This is a genomic window from Mycolicibacterium insubricum (assembly GCF_010731615.1).
GTDB classification, from domain to species: Bacteria; Actinomycetota; Actinomycetes; order Mycobacteriales; family Mycobacteriaceae; genus Mycobacterium; species Mycobacterium insubricum.
The window spans coordinates 2,216,696-2,234,046 of the sequence record NZ_AP022618.1 but is presented as its reverse complement, the minus strand read 5'-3'; the positions used below and the strand labels follow the sequence as shown (position 1 = coordinate 2,234,046).

Below are 17,351 nucleotides of genomic sequence, written 5' to 3'. Positions count from 1 at the left end.
GCCGGGCTACACTGCCCGCAGAGCCGGTTCCGAGGAAGGGTCGTCATGGTTGCCAGGCTGCGGTTATGGGCCGCATTGACCGCGGTCGTCGCCGCCGCCGTGCTGACCGCCGGCACCGGCGGATCGCGCGACGGGGTCTCGGCGGCCGCGTTCGGGAACGTCGAGCGGACCTGGGCCGCCCCGATCGAGCTGCGCAACACCGACGTGCCGCTGAGCACCACCCGGCGGCCGGTGCTCAACCTGACCGACCCCGATCCGTTCGACCCGTGCCGCGACATCCCGCTCGACGTCACCGATTCGATCGGCCTGGGCTTCACGCCGCCGGAACCGCAGAACGGCCTGCGCTGCCAGTACGACGCCGGCAACTACCAGATGGCGGTGGAGGCGTTCGTCTGGCGCACCTATGAGCAGACGCTGCCCAAGGACGCCGTCGAGACCACCATCAACGGCCACCGCGCGGCCACCTACTGGGTGATGAAGCCCACCGACTGGAACAACCGGTGGTGGTTCTCCTGCATGATCGCCTACAAGACCAGCTACGGCGTCATCCAGCAGTCGCTGTTCTACTCCCCCATCCACTCCCCGGACGCCCCGGAGTGCATGACCGAGAACATGATGCGCGCCCAGCAGCTGTCCCCCTACTACAAGTTCTGACCTCGCGGAATCTGCCGGCGTCCGGGCCACGCCGTACCCTGGCGGGGTGCCCCCGCTGCCCCAGTTCGCCCACCGGGCGCTGAGCCGCGTCGCCGATCTACCACCCCCCACCCACCGCTATCGGGTGCGCCGCGGCGTGCCGATCCCGATGCGCGACGGCGTCGAACTGCTCGCCGACCACTATGAGCCGATCGGGAAACCGGTCGGCACCCTGTTGGTGCGCAGCCCGTACGGCCGCGGGTTCCCACTCGCACAGCTGTACGGGACGCCGTACGCCGCGCGCGGTCACCACGTGATCCTGCAGAGCGTGCGGGGCACGTTCGGTTCCGGCGGTGAATTCTCCCCGGCGGTCAACGAGGCCGACGACGGCCTGGACACCGCGGCTTGGCTGCGTGAACAACCTTGGTACACGGGATCTTTCGGCACCATCGGCCCGTCGTATCTGGCACACACCCAGTTCGCGATGCTGGAGGATCCGCCCGAGGATCTGGCCGCGGCGGTGACCATCGTCGGGGTGCACGACCTGGCCGATGCGACCTGGGGCACCGGCGCGTTCACCGTCAACGATTTCCTGGGCTGGAGTCACGGGCTGGTCCACCAGGAGGAACCCGGGTGGATGCGCGCCGCCATCCGCAACCTGCGCCAGTATTCGGAGGTGCGCCGCGCGGTTTCCGAGGTGCCGCTCGGCCGCTCCGGCCGGGATCTGCTCGGCGACGGTGCGCCGTGGTGGGAACCGTGGACCGGCAACGCCGACCTCGACGACCCGTTTTGGGCGCCGTACCGCCGCGACGGCGGCCTGGACCGCGCCGAGGTGCCGATCCTGGTGGTGGGCGGCTGGCAGGACATCTTTCTGGACCAGACGTTGGAGCAGTACCGGCGGCTGCGTGACCGCGGCGCCGACGTGGCCCTGACGGTCGGCCCGTGGACGCACACCCACACCATGACCCGCGCCGCGCCGGCCGTGCTGCGCGAATCCCTGGACTGGTTCGGCCGGCACCTGGGCGGACACGACGTCGCACCCCGGCCGCGCACCCGGATCTTCGTCACCGGCGGCGGGGGCTGGCGCGAGCTGGCGGACTGGCCGCCGGCCGACGCGGGTGAGGCGGTTCTCTATCTGGAGCCGGGCGAATTGCGCGCCGAACCCGGCCCGGACGCAGCGGTGAGCTCGCAGTTCACCTACGACCCGGCCGATCCGACGCCGACCGTGGGTGGTCGGCTGCTGTCGCCGGACAGCGGCCGCCGCCGCGACGACGCGCTGGCCACCCGTGACGACGTGCTGGTTTTCAACGGTCCGGAGCTGACCGCCGATGTGGAGGTGCACGGCGCACCCGTCGTGGAGCTGGACCACCGCTCCGACAACCCGTACTTCGACGTGTTCGTCCGGATCAGCGAGGTCGACGGGCGCGGGCGGTCCACCAACATCAGCGACGGTTACCGGCGATTCGTCCGGGATGCGGACGATCCCGCGCCGATCCGGCTGGCCCTGGACGAGATCGCGCACCGGTTCACCGCGGGCAACCGGATCCGGCTGTTGATCGCCGGTGGTTCCCACCCGCGGTACGCCCGCAATCTGGGTACCGGCGAACATCCCCGCGACGGGGTCCGGATGGTGCCGTCCACCCAGACCATCGGCCACGGCGGGGCCTCCCGGCTGCTGTTGCCGATTCACCGCCCGTGACGGGTCCGGCGCCGCTGGTCACCGATCCCGGCGACCTCTCGCCGCTGCGGGCACACGGCGACGACCCGGACGCACTCTTCGAACGGTTCGCGGCACGGGCCCAGGCCGGCGGGACCGCGCTGTACCCGGCGCAGCAGGAGGCGCTGATCGAACTGGTCAGCGGCGCCAATGTCGTCCTGGCCACGCCCACCGGATCGGGGAAGTCGCTGGTGGCCACCGGCGCGGTCTACGCCGCGCTGGCCGGGGGCCGGCGCAGCTACTACACCGCCCCGATCAAAGCGCTGGTCAGCGAGAAGTTCTTCGCCCTGTGCGAGGTGTTCGGCGCGGTCAACGTCGGCATGCTCACCGGCGACGCGGCCGTCAACGCAGGCGCCCCCATCATCGCCTGCACGGCCGAGGTGCTCGCCAATATCGCGCTGCGCGAGGGCGGCCGGAACGATGCGCCCGCGCCGCTGATCGTCATGGACGAGTTCCACTTCTACGGCGACCCGGACCGGGGCTGGGCGTGGCAGGTGCCGCTGCTGACACTGCCCGGCGCCCAGTTCCTGCTGATGTCGGCGACGCTGGGCGACGTGACAAACCTGCGCGCGGACCTGACCCGGCGCACCGGGCGGCCCACCGCGCTGGTGGCCAATGCGCAACGCCCGGTACCGCTGTATTTCTCCTACGCCACCACGCCGATGCAGGAGACCATCACCGAGCTGCTGGAGACCGACCGGGCCCCGATCTACATCGTGCATTTCACCCAGGCATCGGCACTGGAGCGCGCCCAGGCGCTGACGAGCGTGAATGTCTGCACCCGGGAACAGAAGTCGGCGATCGCCGAGCTGATCGGTGGGTTCAGCTTCAGCACGGCGTTCGGGTCGACGCTGTCGCGGCTGGTCCGCCACGGCATCGGGGTGCACCACGCCGGCATGCTGCCCAAGTACCGGCGCCTCGTCGAACAGCTCGCCCAGGCCGGACTGCTGAAGGTCATCTGCGGCACCGACACGCTCGGCGTCGGGATCAACGTGCCGATCCGCACGGTCGTGTTCTCGGCGCTGTCGAAGTACGACGGCACCCGCACCCGGCTGCTCAACGCGCGCGAGTTCCACCAGATCGCCGGGCGGGCCGGACGCGCCGGCTTCGATACTGCGGGCACCGTCGTCGTACAGGCGCCCGAGCACGAGATCGCCAACCTCAAACAGTTCGCCAAGGTCGCCGACGATCCGCGCAAGCGCCGGAAGCTGGTGCGGCGCAAGGCCCCCGAGGGCATGGTCCCCTGGGGTGAACCGACGCTGCGACGGCTGGAATCCGCCGAACCCGAGGCCCTGACCAGCAATATGCGGGTGACGACGGCGATGATGCTCAATGTCGCGGCCCGCTCCGGTGCGGCGACGAGCACGTCGGACGCGGCCGCGGAGATGCGTTCGCTGCTCACCGACAACCACGAGCCACGCAAACGGCAGTTGCGGCTGATCCGCGATGCCGTGGGGATCGCTCGATCGCTGCTGCAGGCCGGCGTGCTGCAGCGGGTGGCCGAACCCGGGACCGACGTCGTGCGCTACCGGCTGACCGGTGACCTGCCGCGGGATTTCGCGCTGAACCAGCCGCTGTCCACGTTCGCCCTGGCGGCCGTCGACCTGCTGGATCCCGATTCGGAAACCTATGCGGTGGATGTGGTTTCGGTGATCGAGGCGACGCTGGAGGATCCGCGACCGATCCTGGCCGCCCAGTTGAAGCGGGCGCGCGGCGAGCTGCTGGCCGAGCTCAAGGCCGACGGCGTCGACTACGACGAACGCATCGAGCTGCTCGACGAGGTGACCTACCCCAAGCCGCTCGACGAGCTGCTGCAGCATGCCTTCGGGCTGTACCTGCGCAGCAACCCGTGGGCCGCCGGGGCCGGCCTGTCACCCAAGTCGGTGGTGCGGGAGATGTGGGAGCGTGCGATGACGTTCCGGGAACTGGTCGGCGAGTACGGGCTGACCCGCTCCGAGGGTACGGTGCTGCGCTACCTGTCCGACGCGGTCCGGGCGCTGCGCTCGTCGGTCCCCGCCGCCGCCCGCACCGAGGAGCTGACCGACATCGTCGAGTGGCTCGGGGAGCTTGTGCGCCAGGTGGATTCGAGCCTGCTCGACGAGTGGGAACAGATCACCGCCGGCGACGGCCCGCTGCCGACGTCCGCCGTGCCGGTCCCACCGAGGCCGCTGACCGCCAACCAGCGGGCGTTCACCGCGATGGTCCGCAACGCGTTGTTCCACCGGGTGCAGTTGTTCGCCCGGGAACGCTGGGACGAACTGGCCGCCCTCGACGCCGGCTGGACCGCGGCGCGCTGGGCACAGGTCGGCGACGACTATTTCGCCGAGCACGACGCGGTGGGCACCGGCGCCGATGCCCGCGGGCCGGCGCTGCTGATCATCGACCGCGGCGCCACCGCGTGGCGGGTGCGCCAGATCCTCGATGATCCGGCCGGGGACCGGGACTGGGGCTTCGACGTCGAGGTGGACCTGGCGGCCTCCGATGCCGCCGGAACGCCGGTGCTCACGCTGCGGGGCGCCGGCCGGATGGACCAATTCTGAAACTATCCATTGTCAGACCCCCTGGATCCGGTTGCGTCGCGGCGGCTACGGTGGGCAGATGACCACCGAGCCCGTCCTGCTGATCGACACCACCGACCGGATCGCCACCCTGACGCTGAACCGGCCGAAGTCCCGCAACGCCCTGTCCAGCGAACTGCGCGACACCTTCTTCGCCTCCCTCGCCACCGCCGACGCCGACCCGGACGTCGACGTCATCATCGTCACCGGCGCCGACCCGGTGTTCTGCGCGGGTGTCGACCTCAAGGAGCTCGGCAACTCCGACGCGCTGCCCGACCTGTCGCCGAAGTGGCCGGACATCAGCACCCCGGTGATCGGTGCCATCAACGGCGCCGCGGTCACCGGCGGACTGGAACTGGCGCTGTACTGCGACATTCTGATCGCCTCGGAGAACGCCCGGTTCGCCGATACCCACGCCCGGGTGGGGCTGCTGCCTAGCTGGGGGCTCAGTGTCCGGCTGCCACAGAAGGTCGGCGTCGGGATGGCCCGGCGGATGAGCATGACCGGCGACTACCTGTCGGCCGCCGACGCGCTGCGCGCCGGACTGGTTACCGAGGTGGTGCCGCACGAGCGGCTGCTCGACGCCGCCCGCGCGGTGGCCACCTCCATCGTCGGCAACAACCAGGATGCGGTGCGCGCCCTGCTGGGCACCTACCACCGCATCGACACCGCCCAGACCGGCGCCAGCCTTTGGATCGAGGCTGAGGCAGCCCGCGACTGGGCGCTGCGCACCACCGGCGCCAGCATCGAGGCCAACCGCGCCGCCGTGCTGGAGCGCGGCCGCAGCCAGGTGAAATAGGCGGTCAGCGCAACAACGGTCACCATGCCCGACGGCATCCCCTTCAACGCGCAAACCCGCAGCTGCGCTACCCGAGGGTGAATCCGGCGTAGCCGGCGGCGGCGACCTCGTCGCAGCGGCGCCGGTACTCCGGGATTCCGCCGACATAGCCCAGGTATCGCCGCTTCTTCCCGGGCACGTTGGCGCCGTTGTACCAGGAGTTGCAACTGGGATGCACCAGGACCGTCGGGGCGACCAGTTCCTCGGTGTGCGCGATCCAGGCGTCCTGGGCGTCGGGGCACGCCTCGATGGTGCGATTGCCGTTTCTCCGGAGGTGGTCGATGCAGTCGGTGATCCATTCGATGTGCTGTTCCATCGCCGCGACGTAATTGGTTGCCGCCGAGGGGCTTCCCGGCGCCTGGACGATGAACAGGTTCGGGAAGCCGGCCACCGCGATGCCCAGGTATGCGCCCGGGCCCCGCTGCGCCCACACGTCGCGCAGCGGTACCCCATCGCGCCCGCGGACGTCGATGCGGGTCAGTGCGCCGGTCATCGCGTCGAACCCGGTCGCGTAGACGATGACGTCCAGCGCATAGCTGTTGTGCTCGGTGTCGATACCTGTCGGGGTGACGGTGCGGATCGGGTCCCGACGCAGGTCAACCAATGTGACGTTGTCGCGGTTGAAGGTTTCGTAGTAGCCCTGGTCGATGATGGGTCGCTTGCAGGCGAACGGGTGGCTGGGCACTAGTGCGGCAGCAGTTTCCGGGTCCTCGACGATGCGGGCGATGGCCTCCCCGTACAGCCGCCGGGCCATGTCGTTGGCTTCCATGTCGAAGAACACGTCGCCCCAGTTCAGCGCTCCGAAGACGCCGTGCTCGGCGATCGCGCGCTGCTTGTCTTCCTCGGTCGCCGAGGTGATCGGTGGGCGGGTGAGCATGTCCAGCAGCAGGGCGAAGGCGCTCAGTCGCGCCGCGCCGACCGGGTGAGCCCGCTGGGCCGCGCGGATCTCGGGGTAGTTTGCCTTGAGCTCGTCGAGCTCACCGTCGGCGAAGGCGCGCACCTCCCACGGCAGCGTGTAGGCGCCGGAGCGCTGGAGGACGAAGAGGTGACCGGCTTCCCGGGCGATCACCGGGATGGTCTGCACACCGGTAGAACCGGTTCCGACGACGCCGACGCGCTTGCCGGCCAGCGGGTAGCCGTCGCGCGGCCACCGGGCGGTGAACAGTGAGTCACCGCCGAAAGTGTCCATTCCGGGGATCTGCGGTTCCAGTGGCACCGACAGGATGCCGGAGGCTGCGATGACGTACTGCGCGCTGAACCGCTGCCCGTCGGCGCTATCCAGGTGCCAGACGGCACCGTCCTCGTCGAATGTCATCGCGACGACGTCGGTACCGAAGCGGATGTCGCGGCGCAGGTCGAGGCGGTCGGCGACGAAGTTCAGGTACGCCTCGATCTCCGGTTGGGCGGGCATGTTCTCCGTCCAGACCCACTCCTGCTGGATCTCGTCGGAGAAGCTGTAGGAATACTCGATGCTCTCGATGTCACAGCGCGCCCCCGGATAGCGGTTGAAAAGCCAGGTCCCGCCGACATTTTCCGCCTTCTCCAGCACCTGCGCCGAGATGCCAAGTTCCCTCAGCCGGTGCAGCGCATACAGCCCGGCGAACCCGGCGCCGATGACCAGAACCTGGGTCCGGTCACCCTCGACCTCTGCACTCATCACGTCTCGATTCCGAATATCCGGGCCGGCGGACTGCGCACCGACCTTGCCGAATATGCAACTGTAAAGGATTCTGTAACTCTGGATGGTATGACCTTAGGTAGTTTTTCCGATCCGCCAGGGCCCCGACCACGGGGACAATGGGTCCGGTGACGACGATCCCCCCTCACCCGCACCCGCCCGCACAACCCGAAGCACGCCGCACCGGCGCCGTGGTCGACGGCGTGGCCGCCGCGGTGCTGACCACGCTGCAGATCGTCGGATCCGCGCTCACCTGGTGGGTGACGCTGTTCTGGGCGATGGCCACCGACGGCTGCTTCGAGCATTGCCGCGAGGAGTTCGTCTACCACGCCTGGAAGGTGACCTGGGGCGGCCTGGCCCTCGGGCTGGTGATCACCGTGGTCGGCCTCTGGGTGGCGGCCAAACGGCAAACCACGCTGTCGGTCTGGCCGGTCGCCGGGATCGCGGTGGGCATCATCGCAGTGGTGATCGGTGCTCATCTGATCAACATCGCGGCCGGGAATTGAGGACGGCACCGGTGTCCGAGTCCCCCGATCTCCCCCCTGCCTACCTGCCCCCGCAGCCGATCTATCCGGTGGTCCCGCCGCCGGTTTACCCGTACGCGTATCCGACCCCGGTCCCGGTCCGCACACCGATGAGCGGCGCACGGATCGCCGACATCGTGGCGACGGTGCTGGTGGGCACCCTGCAGGTGGCGCTGTCGGTGATCGCGGTGTTCTGGTCGTTCTTCTTCCCGATGGCGTGGGACTCCTGCTCGTCGTCCTACTCGGGGCGGACCTGCAGCGACGGCCTGATGGTCGCCGCCTACGGCGGCGTCTGGGGCGGAGTCGCCCTCGCCGCGGCACTGGCGCTGACCGGCGTGTTGATCGGTGCGCTGCGGGGCCGGTTGATGTTCGTGTGGCCGCTGCTGGGCACGCTCATCGTGGTGATCGGGACGGTTGTCGGCACCCACCTCGCCGAGGCTGCCGGCGGCCTGTAGCCGCACGGGACTCAGCGGATGCCCGCGTGCCCTACGCCACGCCGGTCCGCGTCCACCGATCCGAGAGGGCTCGGGCCCCGACGAACACCAGCCGCAGCACCAGGAACGTCGACAACCCTGCCCAGATGCCGGCCAGGCCCCAGCCGAAGCGCAGTGACAGCCAGATCGGCGGCAGGAACCCGACCAGGGCGCTGACCAGCGTCGCGTTACGCATGTAAGTCGCGTCCCCGGCACCCAGCAGCACCCCGTCGAGGGCGAACACCGCACCGGCGATCGGCAGTTGCGCGACCAGGAACCACCACGGGACACCGATCGCAGCCAGCACGGCGGGGTCGTCGGTGAACAGTGTGGGAAGTACCCGGGACCCGGTGGCGAACAGCGCCGCCAGCACGGTGGCGGCCACCGTGGAGAACACCGTCACCCGAGCCGCCACCGACCGGGCGGCCCGCGGCTGCCCGGCGCCCAGCGCCGCGCCGACCAGAGACTGCGCGGCGATCGCCAGCGAGTCGAGCACCAGCGCGAGGAACGACCACAGCTGCAGCACCACCTGGTGCGCGGCGACCGCGGCGGCCCCGAACCGGGCGGCCACCGCAGCCGCGGACACAAAGCACGCCTGGAACGCCAGCGACCGGGCCAGCAGGTCGCGACCCATCACCAGTTGGGCGCGTAGCAGCCCCGGATCCGGAGCGAGCGGCACCCGTTCGCCGACCAGCGCCCGCACGAACAGCAGCGCCGCCAACCACTGGCCGACGAGGTTCGCCACGGCCGATCCGTCCAGGCCCAGCCGCGGCAGCCCGAACAACCCGTACACCAGCAGCGGGCACAGCACGGCGGACACGGCGAAGCCGGCGATGACGTAGTGCAGCGGCCGGCGGGTGTCCTGCACGCCGCGCATCCAGCCGTTACCGGCCAGCGACAGCAGGATCGCCGGGGCTCCACCGATGGCAATCCGCAGCCAGCCCAGCGCGGCGTCGGCGATGTCGGCCGACCCGGCGATCGCCATGGTCAGCGGCACCGCCGCGATCTGCACGACGGCCACGATCGCCACCCCGAGGGCCACGGCCAGCCAGCTGGCAGTCACTCCTTCGCGCACCGCCGCGCGGCGGTCGCCGGCGCCGAAATGCCGGGCCGACCGCGCTGTCGTCCCGTAGGACAGGAAGGTGCCCTGGGAGGAGACCAGACCCAGGAACAGCGCGCCGATGGCCAGGCCCGCTAGCGCCAGGGCGCCCAGGCGCCCCACCACCGCGGTGTCGAACAGCAGATAGAGCGGCTCAGCCGCGAGCACCCCGAGCGCGGGGAAGGCCAGCCGGGCGATCTCCCTGGTCGAAGCGGGCTCAGCCAAGGGCCGCGCGGAGCTGATCGACGAGCAGTTCCACCGGGCCGCTGGCCGAATAGCCCGCCGCGAACCGGTGCCCGCCGCCGCCGAAACCACTGGCCACCGGGGTCAGGTCGACGGATTTGGCGCGCAGAGAGACCGACCACTTCCCGGGTTCGACCTCCTTGAACACCGCCGAGACGTCGGCCTGCTCGGTGGTGCGCACGATGTCGACGACGCTTTCCACCTCTTCGATGCGCGCCGCGGCCACCTCGCGGTGCTCGATGACGGCGTACGCCAGTCCGCGGCCGTCGACCTCGTCGGGCAGCAGCCGCGCCGAGGACAGCACCCGCGACAGCATCGGCAGCCAGGAGAAGGGGTGGGTGTCGAGCAGGGTGCGGCTCACCGCGCCGTTGTCGACGCCGACGTCGATCAGCCGCGCCGCCAGCCGATGTGCGCGGGCGCTGGCCCAGCGGAACGATCCGGTGTCGGTGATCAGCCCGGCGTACAGGCAGTGTGCGACGGCAACGTCGATCGGCTGCTCCCACGCGTCGAGCAGCTCGGCGACCAGCATGGTCGTCGAATCCGCCGACCTGTCAACGTAATTCGCACTGCCGAACATCGGGTTGGACGCGTGGTGGTCGATCACCAGCACCGGCCGGCCGCAGTCCGGCTCGGCCAATTGGCCCAGTGCCCCCAGCCGCGATCGGCTCGGGATGTCGACAGTCACCACCAGGTCCGGATTCGGGCTGACCTCGTCGGGATGCGCCAGCAGATGCCCGCCGGGCAGGCTGCGCAGCGAGTCGGGCAGCGCGGCGGGCCGCGCGAAGCTCACTGCGACACGTTTGCCCAGCCGCTCCAGCACCTGTGCCAGCGCCAAGCCCGCGCCGATGGTGTCGGCGTCGGGAAAGACGTGCGCGACGATGACGATGTCGTCGGCGGCGTTCAGAACCGCGATGGCCCCGTGGGCGTCGACCCGGCGCCCGGGGGCCTCAGCCGACGGTTCGATCGCGGTCACCGGTGACCTCCGCGTCCTCGTCCCCCAGTTCGTCGTCCTCATCCTCACGGTCCGCCGGCGTGCGGTACGGATCGGGATCGCCGGCCGGGACCGCCCCCTCGCGGGCCCGCGCCACCTCGGCGTCCGCGGCGCGCGCCGCCTCCAACAGCTGCTCCATCCGGTCGGCGGCCTCGGGAACCGTGTCGCGGAAGAAGGCCAGCGTCGGAGTGAACCGGACACCGGTACCCGCGCCGACCTTCGACCGCAGCACACCCTTGGCGCTTTCCAGCGCGGCGGCGGCACCCGCGTAGTCCGGCTCCTCGTTCAGCGACGTGCCCAGCACCGTGTAGTACAAGGTCGCGTCGTGCAGGTCGCCGGTGACCTTCGCGTCGGTGATCGTCACCCCGGCCAGCCGGGGATCCTTGATCTCGTACTCGATCGCCGAGGCGACGATCGTGGCAATCCGCTTGGCGAGCCGCTTGGCCCGGGCCGGATCAGCCATGATGCCCTTCGCGTCCGGCCGTCATCAGGACCGCGCCTTCTCGACCAGTTCGTAGGTCTCGATGACGTCGCCTTCCTTGATGTCGTTGTAGGTCAGCGTCAAACCGCACTCGTAGCCGTCGCGCACCTCGGTGGCGTCGTCCTTCTCCCGCTTGAGCGAGGAGATGGTGAGGTTCTCGGCCACCACGACATTGTCGCGGAGCAGGCGGGCCTTGGCGTTGCGCCGCATGATGCCCGAGGTGACCAGGCAGCCGGCGATGTTGCCGACCTTGCTGGAGCGGAAGATCGCCCGGATCTCGGCGCGGCCGAGCTCCTTCTCCTCGTAGACCGGCTTGAGCATGCCCTTGAGCGCAGCCTCCACCTCGTCGATCGCCTGGTAGATGATCGAGTAGTAGCGGATCTCCACACCCTCGCGGTTGGCCAGCTCGGTCGCCTTGCCCTCGGCACGCACGTTGAAGCCGATGATGATGGCGTCCGAGGCCGAGGCCAGGTTGACGTTGGTCTCGGTGATGCCACCCACACCACGGTCGATGACGCGCAGCTGCACCTCGTCGTCGACCTGGATCCCCATCAGGGCCTCTTCCAGGGCCTCGACCGTACCGGCGTTGTCGCCCTTGAGGATCAGGTTCAGCTGGCTGGTTTCCTTCAGCGCCGAATCCAGGTCCTCCAACGAGATCCGCTTGCGGCTGCGGGCGGCCAGCGCGTTGCGCTTGCGTGCGCTGCGCCGGTCGGCGATCTGGCGGGCGATGCGGTCCTCGTCGACGACGAGCAGGTTATCGCCGGCGCCGGGCACCGAGGTGAACCCGATGACCTGAACGGGCCGCGACGGCAGTGCCTCCTCGACGTCCTCGCCGTGCTCGTCGACCATCCGTCGAACGCGGCCGTACGCGTCGCCGGCGACGATCGAGTCGCCGACCCGCAGGGTGCCACGCTGGATCAGCACGGTGGCCACCGGACCGCGACCGCGGTCCAGGTGCGCCTCGATCGCCACGCCCTGGGCCTCCATGTCGGGGTTGGCCCGCAGGTCCAGTGACGCGTCGGCGGTCAGCAGGACCGCTTCCTCCAGCGCCTGGATGTTGGTGCCGTTCTTGGCGGAGATGTCGACGAACATGGTGTCGCCACCGAAGTCCTCGGCCACCAGGTTGTACTCGGTGAGCTGGGCCCGGATCTTCTGCGGATCCGCACCCTCCTTGTCGATCTTGTTGACCGCCACCACGATCGGCACGTCGGCCGCCTGCGCGTGGTTGATGGCCTCAACGGTCTGCGGCATCACGCCGTCGTCCGCGGCGACCACCAGGATGGCGATGTCGGTCGCCTTCGCACCGCGGGCACGCATGGCGGTGAACGCCTCGTGACCGGGGGTGTCGATGAAGGTGATGAGCCGCTCGACGCCGTCGTGCTCGACGCTGACCTGGTAGGCACCGATGTGCTGGGTGATGCCACCGGCTTCGCCCTCGTGCACGTTGGCCTTCCGGATGGTGTCCAGCAGCCGGGTCTTGCCGTGGTCGACGTGACCCATGACGGTGACCACCGGCGGACGCTGTTCCAGGTCTTCCTCGTCGCCGGCGTCCTCGCCGTAGGTGAGGTCGAAGGACTCCAGCAGCTCGCGGTCCTCGTCCTCCGGGGACACCACCTGCACGACGTAGTTCATCTCGCTGCCGAGCAGCTCCAGCGTGTCGTCGCCGACGGACTGGGTGGCGGTGACCATCTCGCCCAGGTTGAACAGCGCCTGGACCAGCGCGGCCGGGTTGGCGTTGATCTTCTCGGCGAAGTCCGACAGCGACGCGCCGCGGGCCAGCCGGATGGTTTCGCCGTTGCCGTGCGGCAACCGCACGCCACCGACGATCGGGGCCTGCATGTTTTCGTATTCGGCGCGTTTGGCCCGCTTGGACTTGCGACCCCGCTTGGGGGCGCCGCCCGGACGGCCGAACGCACCGGCGGCACCGCCGCGCTGACCGGGCCGGCCACCGCCGCCACCACCGGCGGGTGCACCACCGGGACGGCCGCGGAAGCCACCGCCGCCGGCTGCACCGCCGGGGCCGGCACCGGGTGCGCCGCCGCGGTAGTTACCGCCGCCGCCGGCACCACCGGGAGCCGGACGGGGACCACCGGGACGACCGCCGCCGCCACCGGGTCCGGGACGCGGACCACCGGGACGCGGCGGGCGAGGCATGCTGGCACCGGGCCGGGCCGGCATGTTGCCGGGAGTGGCGCGGGGGCCGGGACGCGGGCCACCGGGGCCCGGGGCCGGGCGCGGCGCCGGACGCGGGATGGCGCGTTCCACCGGCTGCTGCGACGAGAAGGGGTTGTTGCCGACACGCGGGGGCCGCGGGGCACCCGGCTTGGGACCCGGCGCCGCAGGACGCGGGCCCGGGGCTGCACCCGGGGTCGGGCCGGCAGCGGGGGCAGCCGGAGCCGCGGGGGCGGCCGGGGCGGGAGCCTGCGCCGCGGGCGCGGGCGCGGGCGGTGCCGGTGCAGCCGGGGCCTCGGGGGCCGGCGGCTTCGGCGCGGGCTTGGGGCCCGGCACCGGTCCCGGCGTGGGCGACTTTGCGGGAGCCTTGGCCGCCGCGGGGGCAGCCTCCGGAGCGGCCTTACCGCCGCCGAACGACTCCCGGAGACGGCGCGCGACGGGTGCTTCCACCGTCGACGACGCCGATTTGACGAATTCGCCCTGTTCGCTCAGCCGGGCGAGAACTTCCTTACTGGTGACACCGAGTTCCTTGGCCAACTCGTGTACGCGGGCCTTACCTGCCACTACTTCTCCTGATCTGGAGGCGGCAGCGGGCAGCCGACGCCTCGGTTAGCTATGACGCATGGTCATCGGGACTTCACGGTGTGCTCATGTTCGTTACTGCCTGTTCTGTTGCTGGGCCCGTCGAGCAGTTCGAGCTGCTCGGCGACCCCGGTGGTGTCCGGTGAACCGGCGATCCGCAATGCCCGGGCGATTGCCCGCCGTCGGATCGCTGTCGCAAGACAGTCCTGGTCGGGGTGCAACCATGCACCCCGCCCCGGAAGATTACCGGCCGTGTCAACGACGACGACGTACCCGTCGTCACCGTCCGGCCTGGCTGACATCTTGATCAGTTCGGCGGCCAACTCGCGCTTTCGGCATCCGACACACGTTCGCACCGGGCCGCGGGGGCTGCGATGCGGGCGCGTGCCGGCAAGCGAAGACTCGTGCTGGATCACGATTCATCCTACCTGCTCGCCGATGCACGGATTACCACCCGCGACGACCCCCCTCGCCGAGCGCTCCAACACTGCACGAGAGTCCAACTCCGACCCGAGCGCTCCATCAGGAACACAAAAGCCCAGGACAGCTTCGGCCGACGCGAACGCCATGGGGCGCCCGCACCGTAATTGGCCGCTCGGGGGGCTTCGGCGGTCCGAACCTTGAGGGTCTTCCCAGCCGTCGGGATCGAAGTGGACGCTTCTGACCCCTCGCCGCCGGCCAGCTGCCGCAGGTCGTCGGCGGACATGATCCCGGTGCACGGACTCACCGAACGCTGTCCGCGTAGCTGCTGCGGTCCTGAATCCCGTGCCCTTATCGTGGTCGGGATAGCGACACATGGTGGGAGACGTTGGTGGAGGGAACTCCGTTCGGGCGGTACCGGCTGATCGAACTGCTGGGCCGCGGCGGGATGGGTGAGGTCTGGCGGGCCTATGACACCGGCACCGACCGGATCGTCGCCCTGAAATTGCTGCCCGCGCACCTCGCCGAGGACCCCAGCTTCGAGCAGCGCTTCCGCCGCGAAGCGCACTCCGCGGCCCGGCTGAACAACGCCCACATCGTCCCGATCCACGACTACGGCGAGATCGACGGGCGCCTCTATGTCGACATGGCACTCATCGACGGCCACGACCTGGCCGGTGAAATCGCCGGCGGTCCCCTGGCGCCTGCGCGTGCCGCAGCCATCGTCGAGCAGATCGCGCTCGCCCTGCAGGCCGCCCACAAAACCGGGCTGGTGCATCGCGACATCAAGCCGTCGAACATCCTCATCGGCGACGACGACACCGCCTATCTCATCGACTTCGGCATCGCCCGCTCGGCGGTCGACGCCCGCCTCACCGGCACCGACAACACCATCGGCACCTGGGCCTATATGGCGCCGGAGCGATTCACCACCGACGACGTCGACCCGCGCAGCGACACCTACGCCCTGGCGTGCGTGCTCTACGAGGCACTGACCGGCACCAAGCCGTTCCCCGGCGACTCGATGGAACGCCAGGTCACCGGACATCTGCACAACCCGCCGCCGCGGCCGTCGGCAACCCGGGCCGACCTGCCGCCCGCGTTCGATGCGGTCGTCGCCGTCGGGATGGCCAAAGACCCGCAGCAGCGCTTCCAGACCGCCCCGGAGCTGGCCGCCGCCGTCCGCGGCGCACTCGGCGGTGCGGCCCCGTCGGCCGCCCGCGTGGCATCGGCCGTCGGCGACGTACCCCCGACGCGGGTCGTGGCCCCGTCGCCGCAGCACTCGCGGCGCAAGCCCCTATTGATCGTCGGCGCGGTGATCGCGGTGGCAGCAGTGATCACCGCGGTGGCACTCCTGTGGCCGAACAGCTCTGCGCACAAACAGAATTCAGCACCGCCCTCCGAAACAGCGACAACGACACAAGCCGCAACGACGACCTACGGCGAACCCGTTGCGCTGCCGTTCACCGGACTCGACTTTCCCACCGGAGTCGCGATCGAGGACGACGGATCGGTGCTCGTCGCCGATGCCGGAAGCAATCAGATCCTGCGACTGCGTTCCGGCACCGAGGTTGCCGAGGAGCTCCCGTTCACCGGGCTGAACAAGCCGGCAGCAGTCGCCGTCGGTGCCGATGGAGCGGTCTACGTCACCGATACCGGCAACAACCGGGTCCTCAAACTCGACGCGAACAGCGAAGCGCCCAAAGAGCTTTCGTTCGGCCTGGATTCGACGGCCTCTGCCCTCGGGATCGCCGTCGGCGCCGACGGCACGGTCTATGTCACCGATTTCAACAACGACCGGGTTCTCGAGCTGAGCCCCGGGGAGACCGCCGCCACCGAGCGGCTGTCGCAGAGTCCGCTGAGTTCGCCCAGCGATATCGCCCTGGATGGCAACGGAAACCTCTTCATCGCCAACAGCGGACCGAATCAGGTTCTTGAGCTGACCCCGCGGGCCGTCGTGCCGACCGAGTTGGCCGTGAGCCAGCTCAGCGTCCCCACCGGGCTCGCCGTCGATTCCACCGGCACCGTCTACGTCAGCGACGATTTCAACCGGGTGGTCAAGTTCAACCCCCAGACCGCCGAGCAGTTCGATCTGCCGTTCACCGGGTTGTCGAGTCCGGGCGGAGTCGCCGTCGATGCCGACGGCAATGTCTATGTCGCCGACGGCGACAACAAACGCGTCGTCAAGCTGCCCGCGGCGTAACCGACCGCGTGCACCGATGGGCGGCGGCCGGTCACCTATGGTGATCTGGGCTGTGGATAGTTCAGGAGGTGCCGGTGGCGCAAAGTCAGCACGAAGACGACTCTGCATTTGTGCCGATCACGGCGCCCACTCCGTTGGAGGCCGAAGCCAGCAAGAAACTGCTGCTCGTCGGTGCAGCCGCAATACTGCTGATCGTCGCGTTCGTCGTCGTCGTCGCGATGACCTCCCGGAACAAGTTCTCGGTGGCCCCCAACCACGCGGACTCGGCCGCATCGTCGTCGCTGCCGGCCGCCGAGACCGCGCGACCGGCTGTGCACGTCTACAACGTCTCTCGGGTCGACGCTGCGGACGCCCGCGTCGCCGGTCGGCTGCGCGACGCCTACTGGAACGCCACGAGCGACGGCCGGCTGGAAATGCCCGAGGTCACGGTGACCACGATCTACTACGACGGCCGCGTCCAAGGCGAGCAGGACGCCGCCGGAGAAGCCGCTCTACTGATAGGAGCGGCGGTCCAGCCGAGAACCCCCGCGCTCGCCGGTCAACCGCATGGCCTCATCGTCCTCGTCACCGGCTGACCCGGCCCGTCGCCAGTAAGCCCAGGGCGGAAAAACCGCCCGTACGCCGCCACCCAATTACTGGCGTCACCGCCGAGGCACCGATCAAGACGGGAACGGCCCTGGATCGCGGAAACGCCAACCACCGCCGCCACACCCGTCGCTGTGGTCACACCCGCCGGCTG

At 70.0% G+C, this 17,351-nt stretch carries 14 protein-coding genes; 8 read left to right on the top strand and 6 right to left on the bottom strand.

The genetic code is table 11. The features are described from left to right. The first annotated feature begins 45 nt into the window (after nt 1-45). The 4 genes from G6N16_RS10685 to G6N16_RS10670 are packed head-to-tail and all read left to right on the top strand — an operon-like array spanning nt 46 to nt 5,707. Nucleotides 46-654, top strand: coding sequence for a DUF3558 domain-containing protein (locus G6N16_RS10685; RefSeq protein WP_083029572.1), 609 nt, complete (start codon nt 46-48; stop codon nt 652-654). Between the two features lie 46 nt (nt 655-700). Continuing rightward, nucleotides 701-2,332, top strand: a complete 1,632-nt coding sequence (locus G6N16_RS10680) for a CocE/NonD family hydrolase (RefSeq protein ID WP_083029571.1) — start codon at nt 701-703, stop codon at nt 2,330-2,332. Further along, nucleotides 2,329-4,890: a DEAD/DEAH box helicase gene (locus G6N16_RS10675; RefSeq protein ID WP_083029570.1), complete on the top strand. Its 2,562-nt coding sequence runs from the start codon at nt 2,329-2,331 to the stop codon at nt 4,888-4,890. Before G6N16_RS10680 ends, G6N16_RS10675 begins: the two co-directional genes overlap by 4 nt. A 58-nt stretch (nt 4,891-4,948) precedes the next feature. Next, nucleotides 4,949-5,707 (top strand): enoyl-CoA hydratase, encoded by a 759-nt coding sequence (locus tag G6N16_RS10670; protein WP_083029569.1) that lies wholly within the window; start codon nt 4,949-4,951, stop codon nt 5,705-5,707. 67 nt (nt 5,708-5,774) lie between these two features. On the opposite strand, the gene G6N16_RS10665 is transcribed toward G6N16_RS10670, so the two are convergent. Continuing rightward, nucleotides 5,775-7,403, bottom strand: a complete 1,629-nt coding sequence (locus G6N16_RS10665) for a flavin-containing monooxygenase (RefSeq protein ID WP_083029568.1) — start codon at nt 7,401-7,403, stop codon at nt 5,775-5,777. Nucleotides 7,404-7,552: 149 nt separating this feature from the next. Here G6N16_RS10665 and G6N16_RS10660 point away from each other — a divergent pair, with 149 nt between their 5' ends. Further along, nucleotides 7,553-7,930 carry a hypothetical protein gene (locus G6N16_RS10660; protein WP_133052885.1) on the top strand — a complete coding sequence of 126 codons (378 nt, stop codon included), beginning with the start codon at nt 7,553-7,555 and terminating at the stop codon, nt 7,928-7,930. Between the two features lie 11 nt (nt 7,931-7,941). Continuing rightward, nucleotides 7,942-8,403, top strand: coding sequence for a hypothetical protein (locus G6N16_RS10655; RefSeq protein WP_083029566.1), 462 nt, complete (start codon nt 7,942-7,944; stop codon nt 8,401-8,403). Between the two features lie 31 nt (nt 8,404-8,434). Here G6N16_RS10655 and G6N16_RS10650 read toward each other — a convergent pair whose 3' ends face one another. The 5 genes from G6N16_RS10650 to G6N16_RS10630 all read right to left on the bottom strand — a co-directional run bounded on the left by G6N16_RS10650 (nt 8,435) and on the right by G6N16_RS10630 (nt 14,291). Next, a complete protein-coding gene (locus G6N16_RS10650; protein ID WP_272937576.1) occupies nt 8,435-9,745 on the bottom strand; it encodes an MATE family efflux transporter in 1,311 nt (436 codons plus the stop codon). Further along, complete coding sequence (locus G6N16_RS10645; protein ID WP_083029565.1) at nt 9,738-10,736, bottom strand: DHH family phosphoesterase; 999 nt, start codon at nt 10,734-10,736, stop codon at nt 9,738-9,740. Before G6N16_RS10645 ends, G6N16_RS10650 begins: the two co-directional genes overlap by 8 nt. Beyond that, nucleotides 10,711-11,217 (bottom strand): 30S ribosome-binding factor RbfA, encoded by a 507-nt coding sequence (rbfA, locus tag G6N16_RS10640; protein ID WP_083029564.1) that lies wholly within the window; start codon nt 11,215-11,217, stop codon nt 10,711-10,713. Before rbfA ends, G6N16_RS10645 begins: the two co-directional genes overlap by 26 nt. 24 nt (nt 11,218-11,241) lie before the next feature. Next, nucleotides 11,242-13,971: a translation initiation factor IF-2 gene (gene infB / locus G6N16_RS10635; RefSeq protein ID WP_163787853.1), complete on the bottom strand. Its 2,730-nt coding sequence runs from the start codon at nt 13,969-13,971 to the stop codon at nt 11,242-11,244. Nucleotides 13,972-14,033: 62 nt separating this feature from the next. Beyond that, complete coding sequence (locus G6N16_RS10630) at nt 14,034-14,291, bottom strand: DUF448 domain-containing protein (protein ID WP_308205343.1); 258 nt, start codon at nt 14,289-14,291, stop codon at nt 14,034-14,036. Between the two features lie 509 nt (nt 14,292-14,800). Between G6N16_RS10630 and G6N16_RS10625 the strand changes: the two genes are divergently transcribed. Both G6N16_RS10625 and G6N16_RS10620 read left to right on the top strand, forming a co-directional pair. After that, the gene (locus G6N16_RS10625; RefSeq protein ID WP_235674064.1) at nt 14,801-16,612 is read left to right on the top strand and encodes a serine/threonine-protein kinase; all 1,812 of its coding nucleotides are present in this window, start codon (nt 14,801-14,803) and stop codon (nt 16,610-16,612) included. A 74-nt stretch (nt 16,613-16,686) separates the two neighbouring features. Further along, a complete protein-coding gene (locus G6N16_RS10620) occupies nt 16,687-17,187 on the top strand; it encodes a LytR C-terminal domain-containing protein (protein ID WP_133052927.1) in 501 nt (166 codons plus the stop codon). The last annotated feature ends 164 nt before the right edge of the window (nt 17,188-17,351 follow it).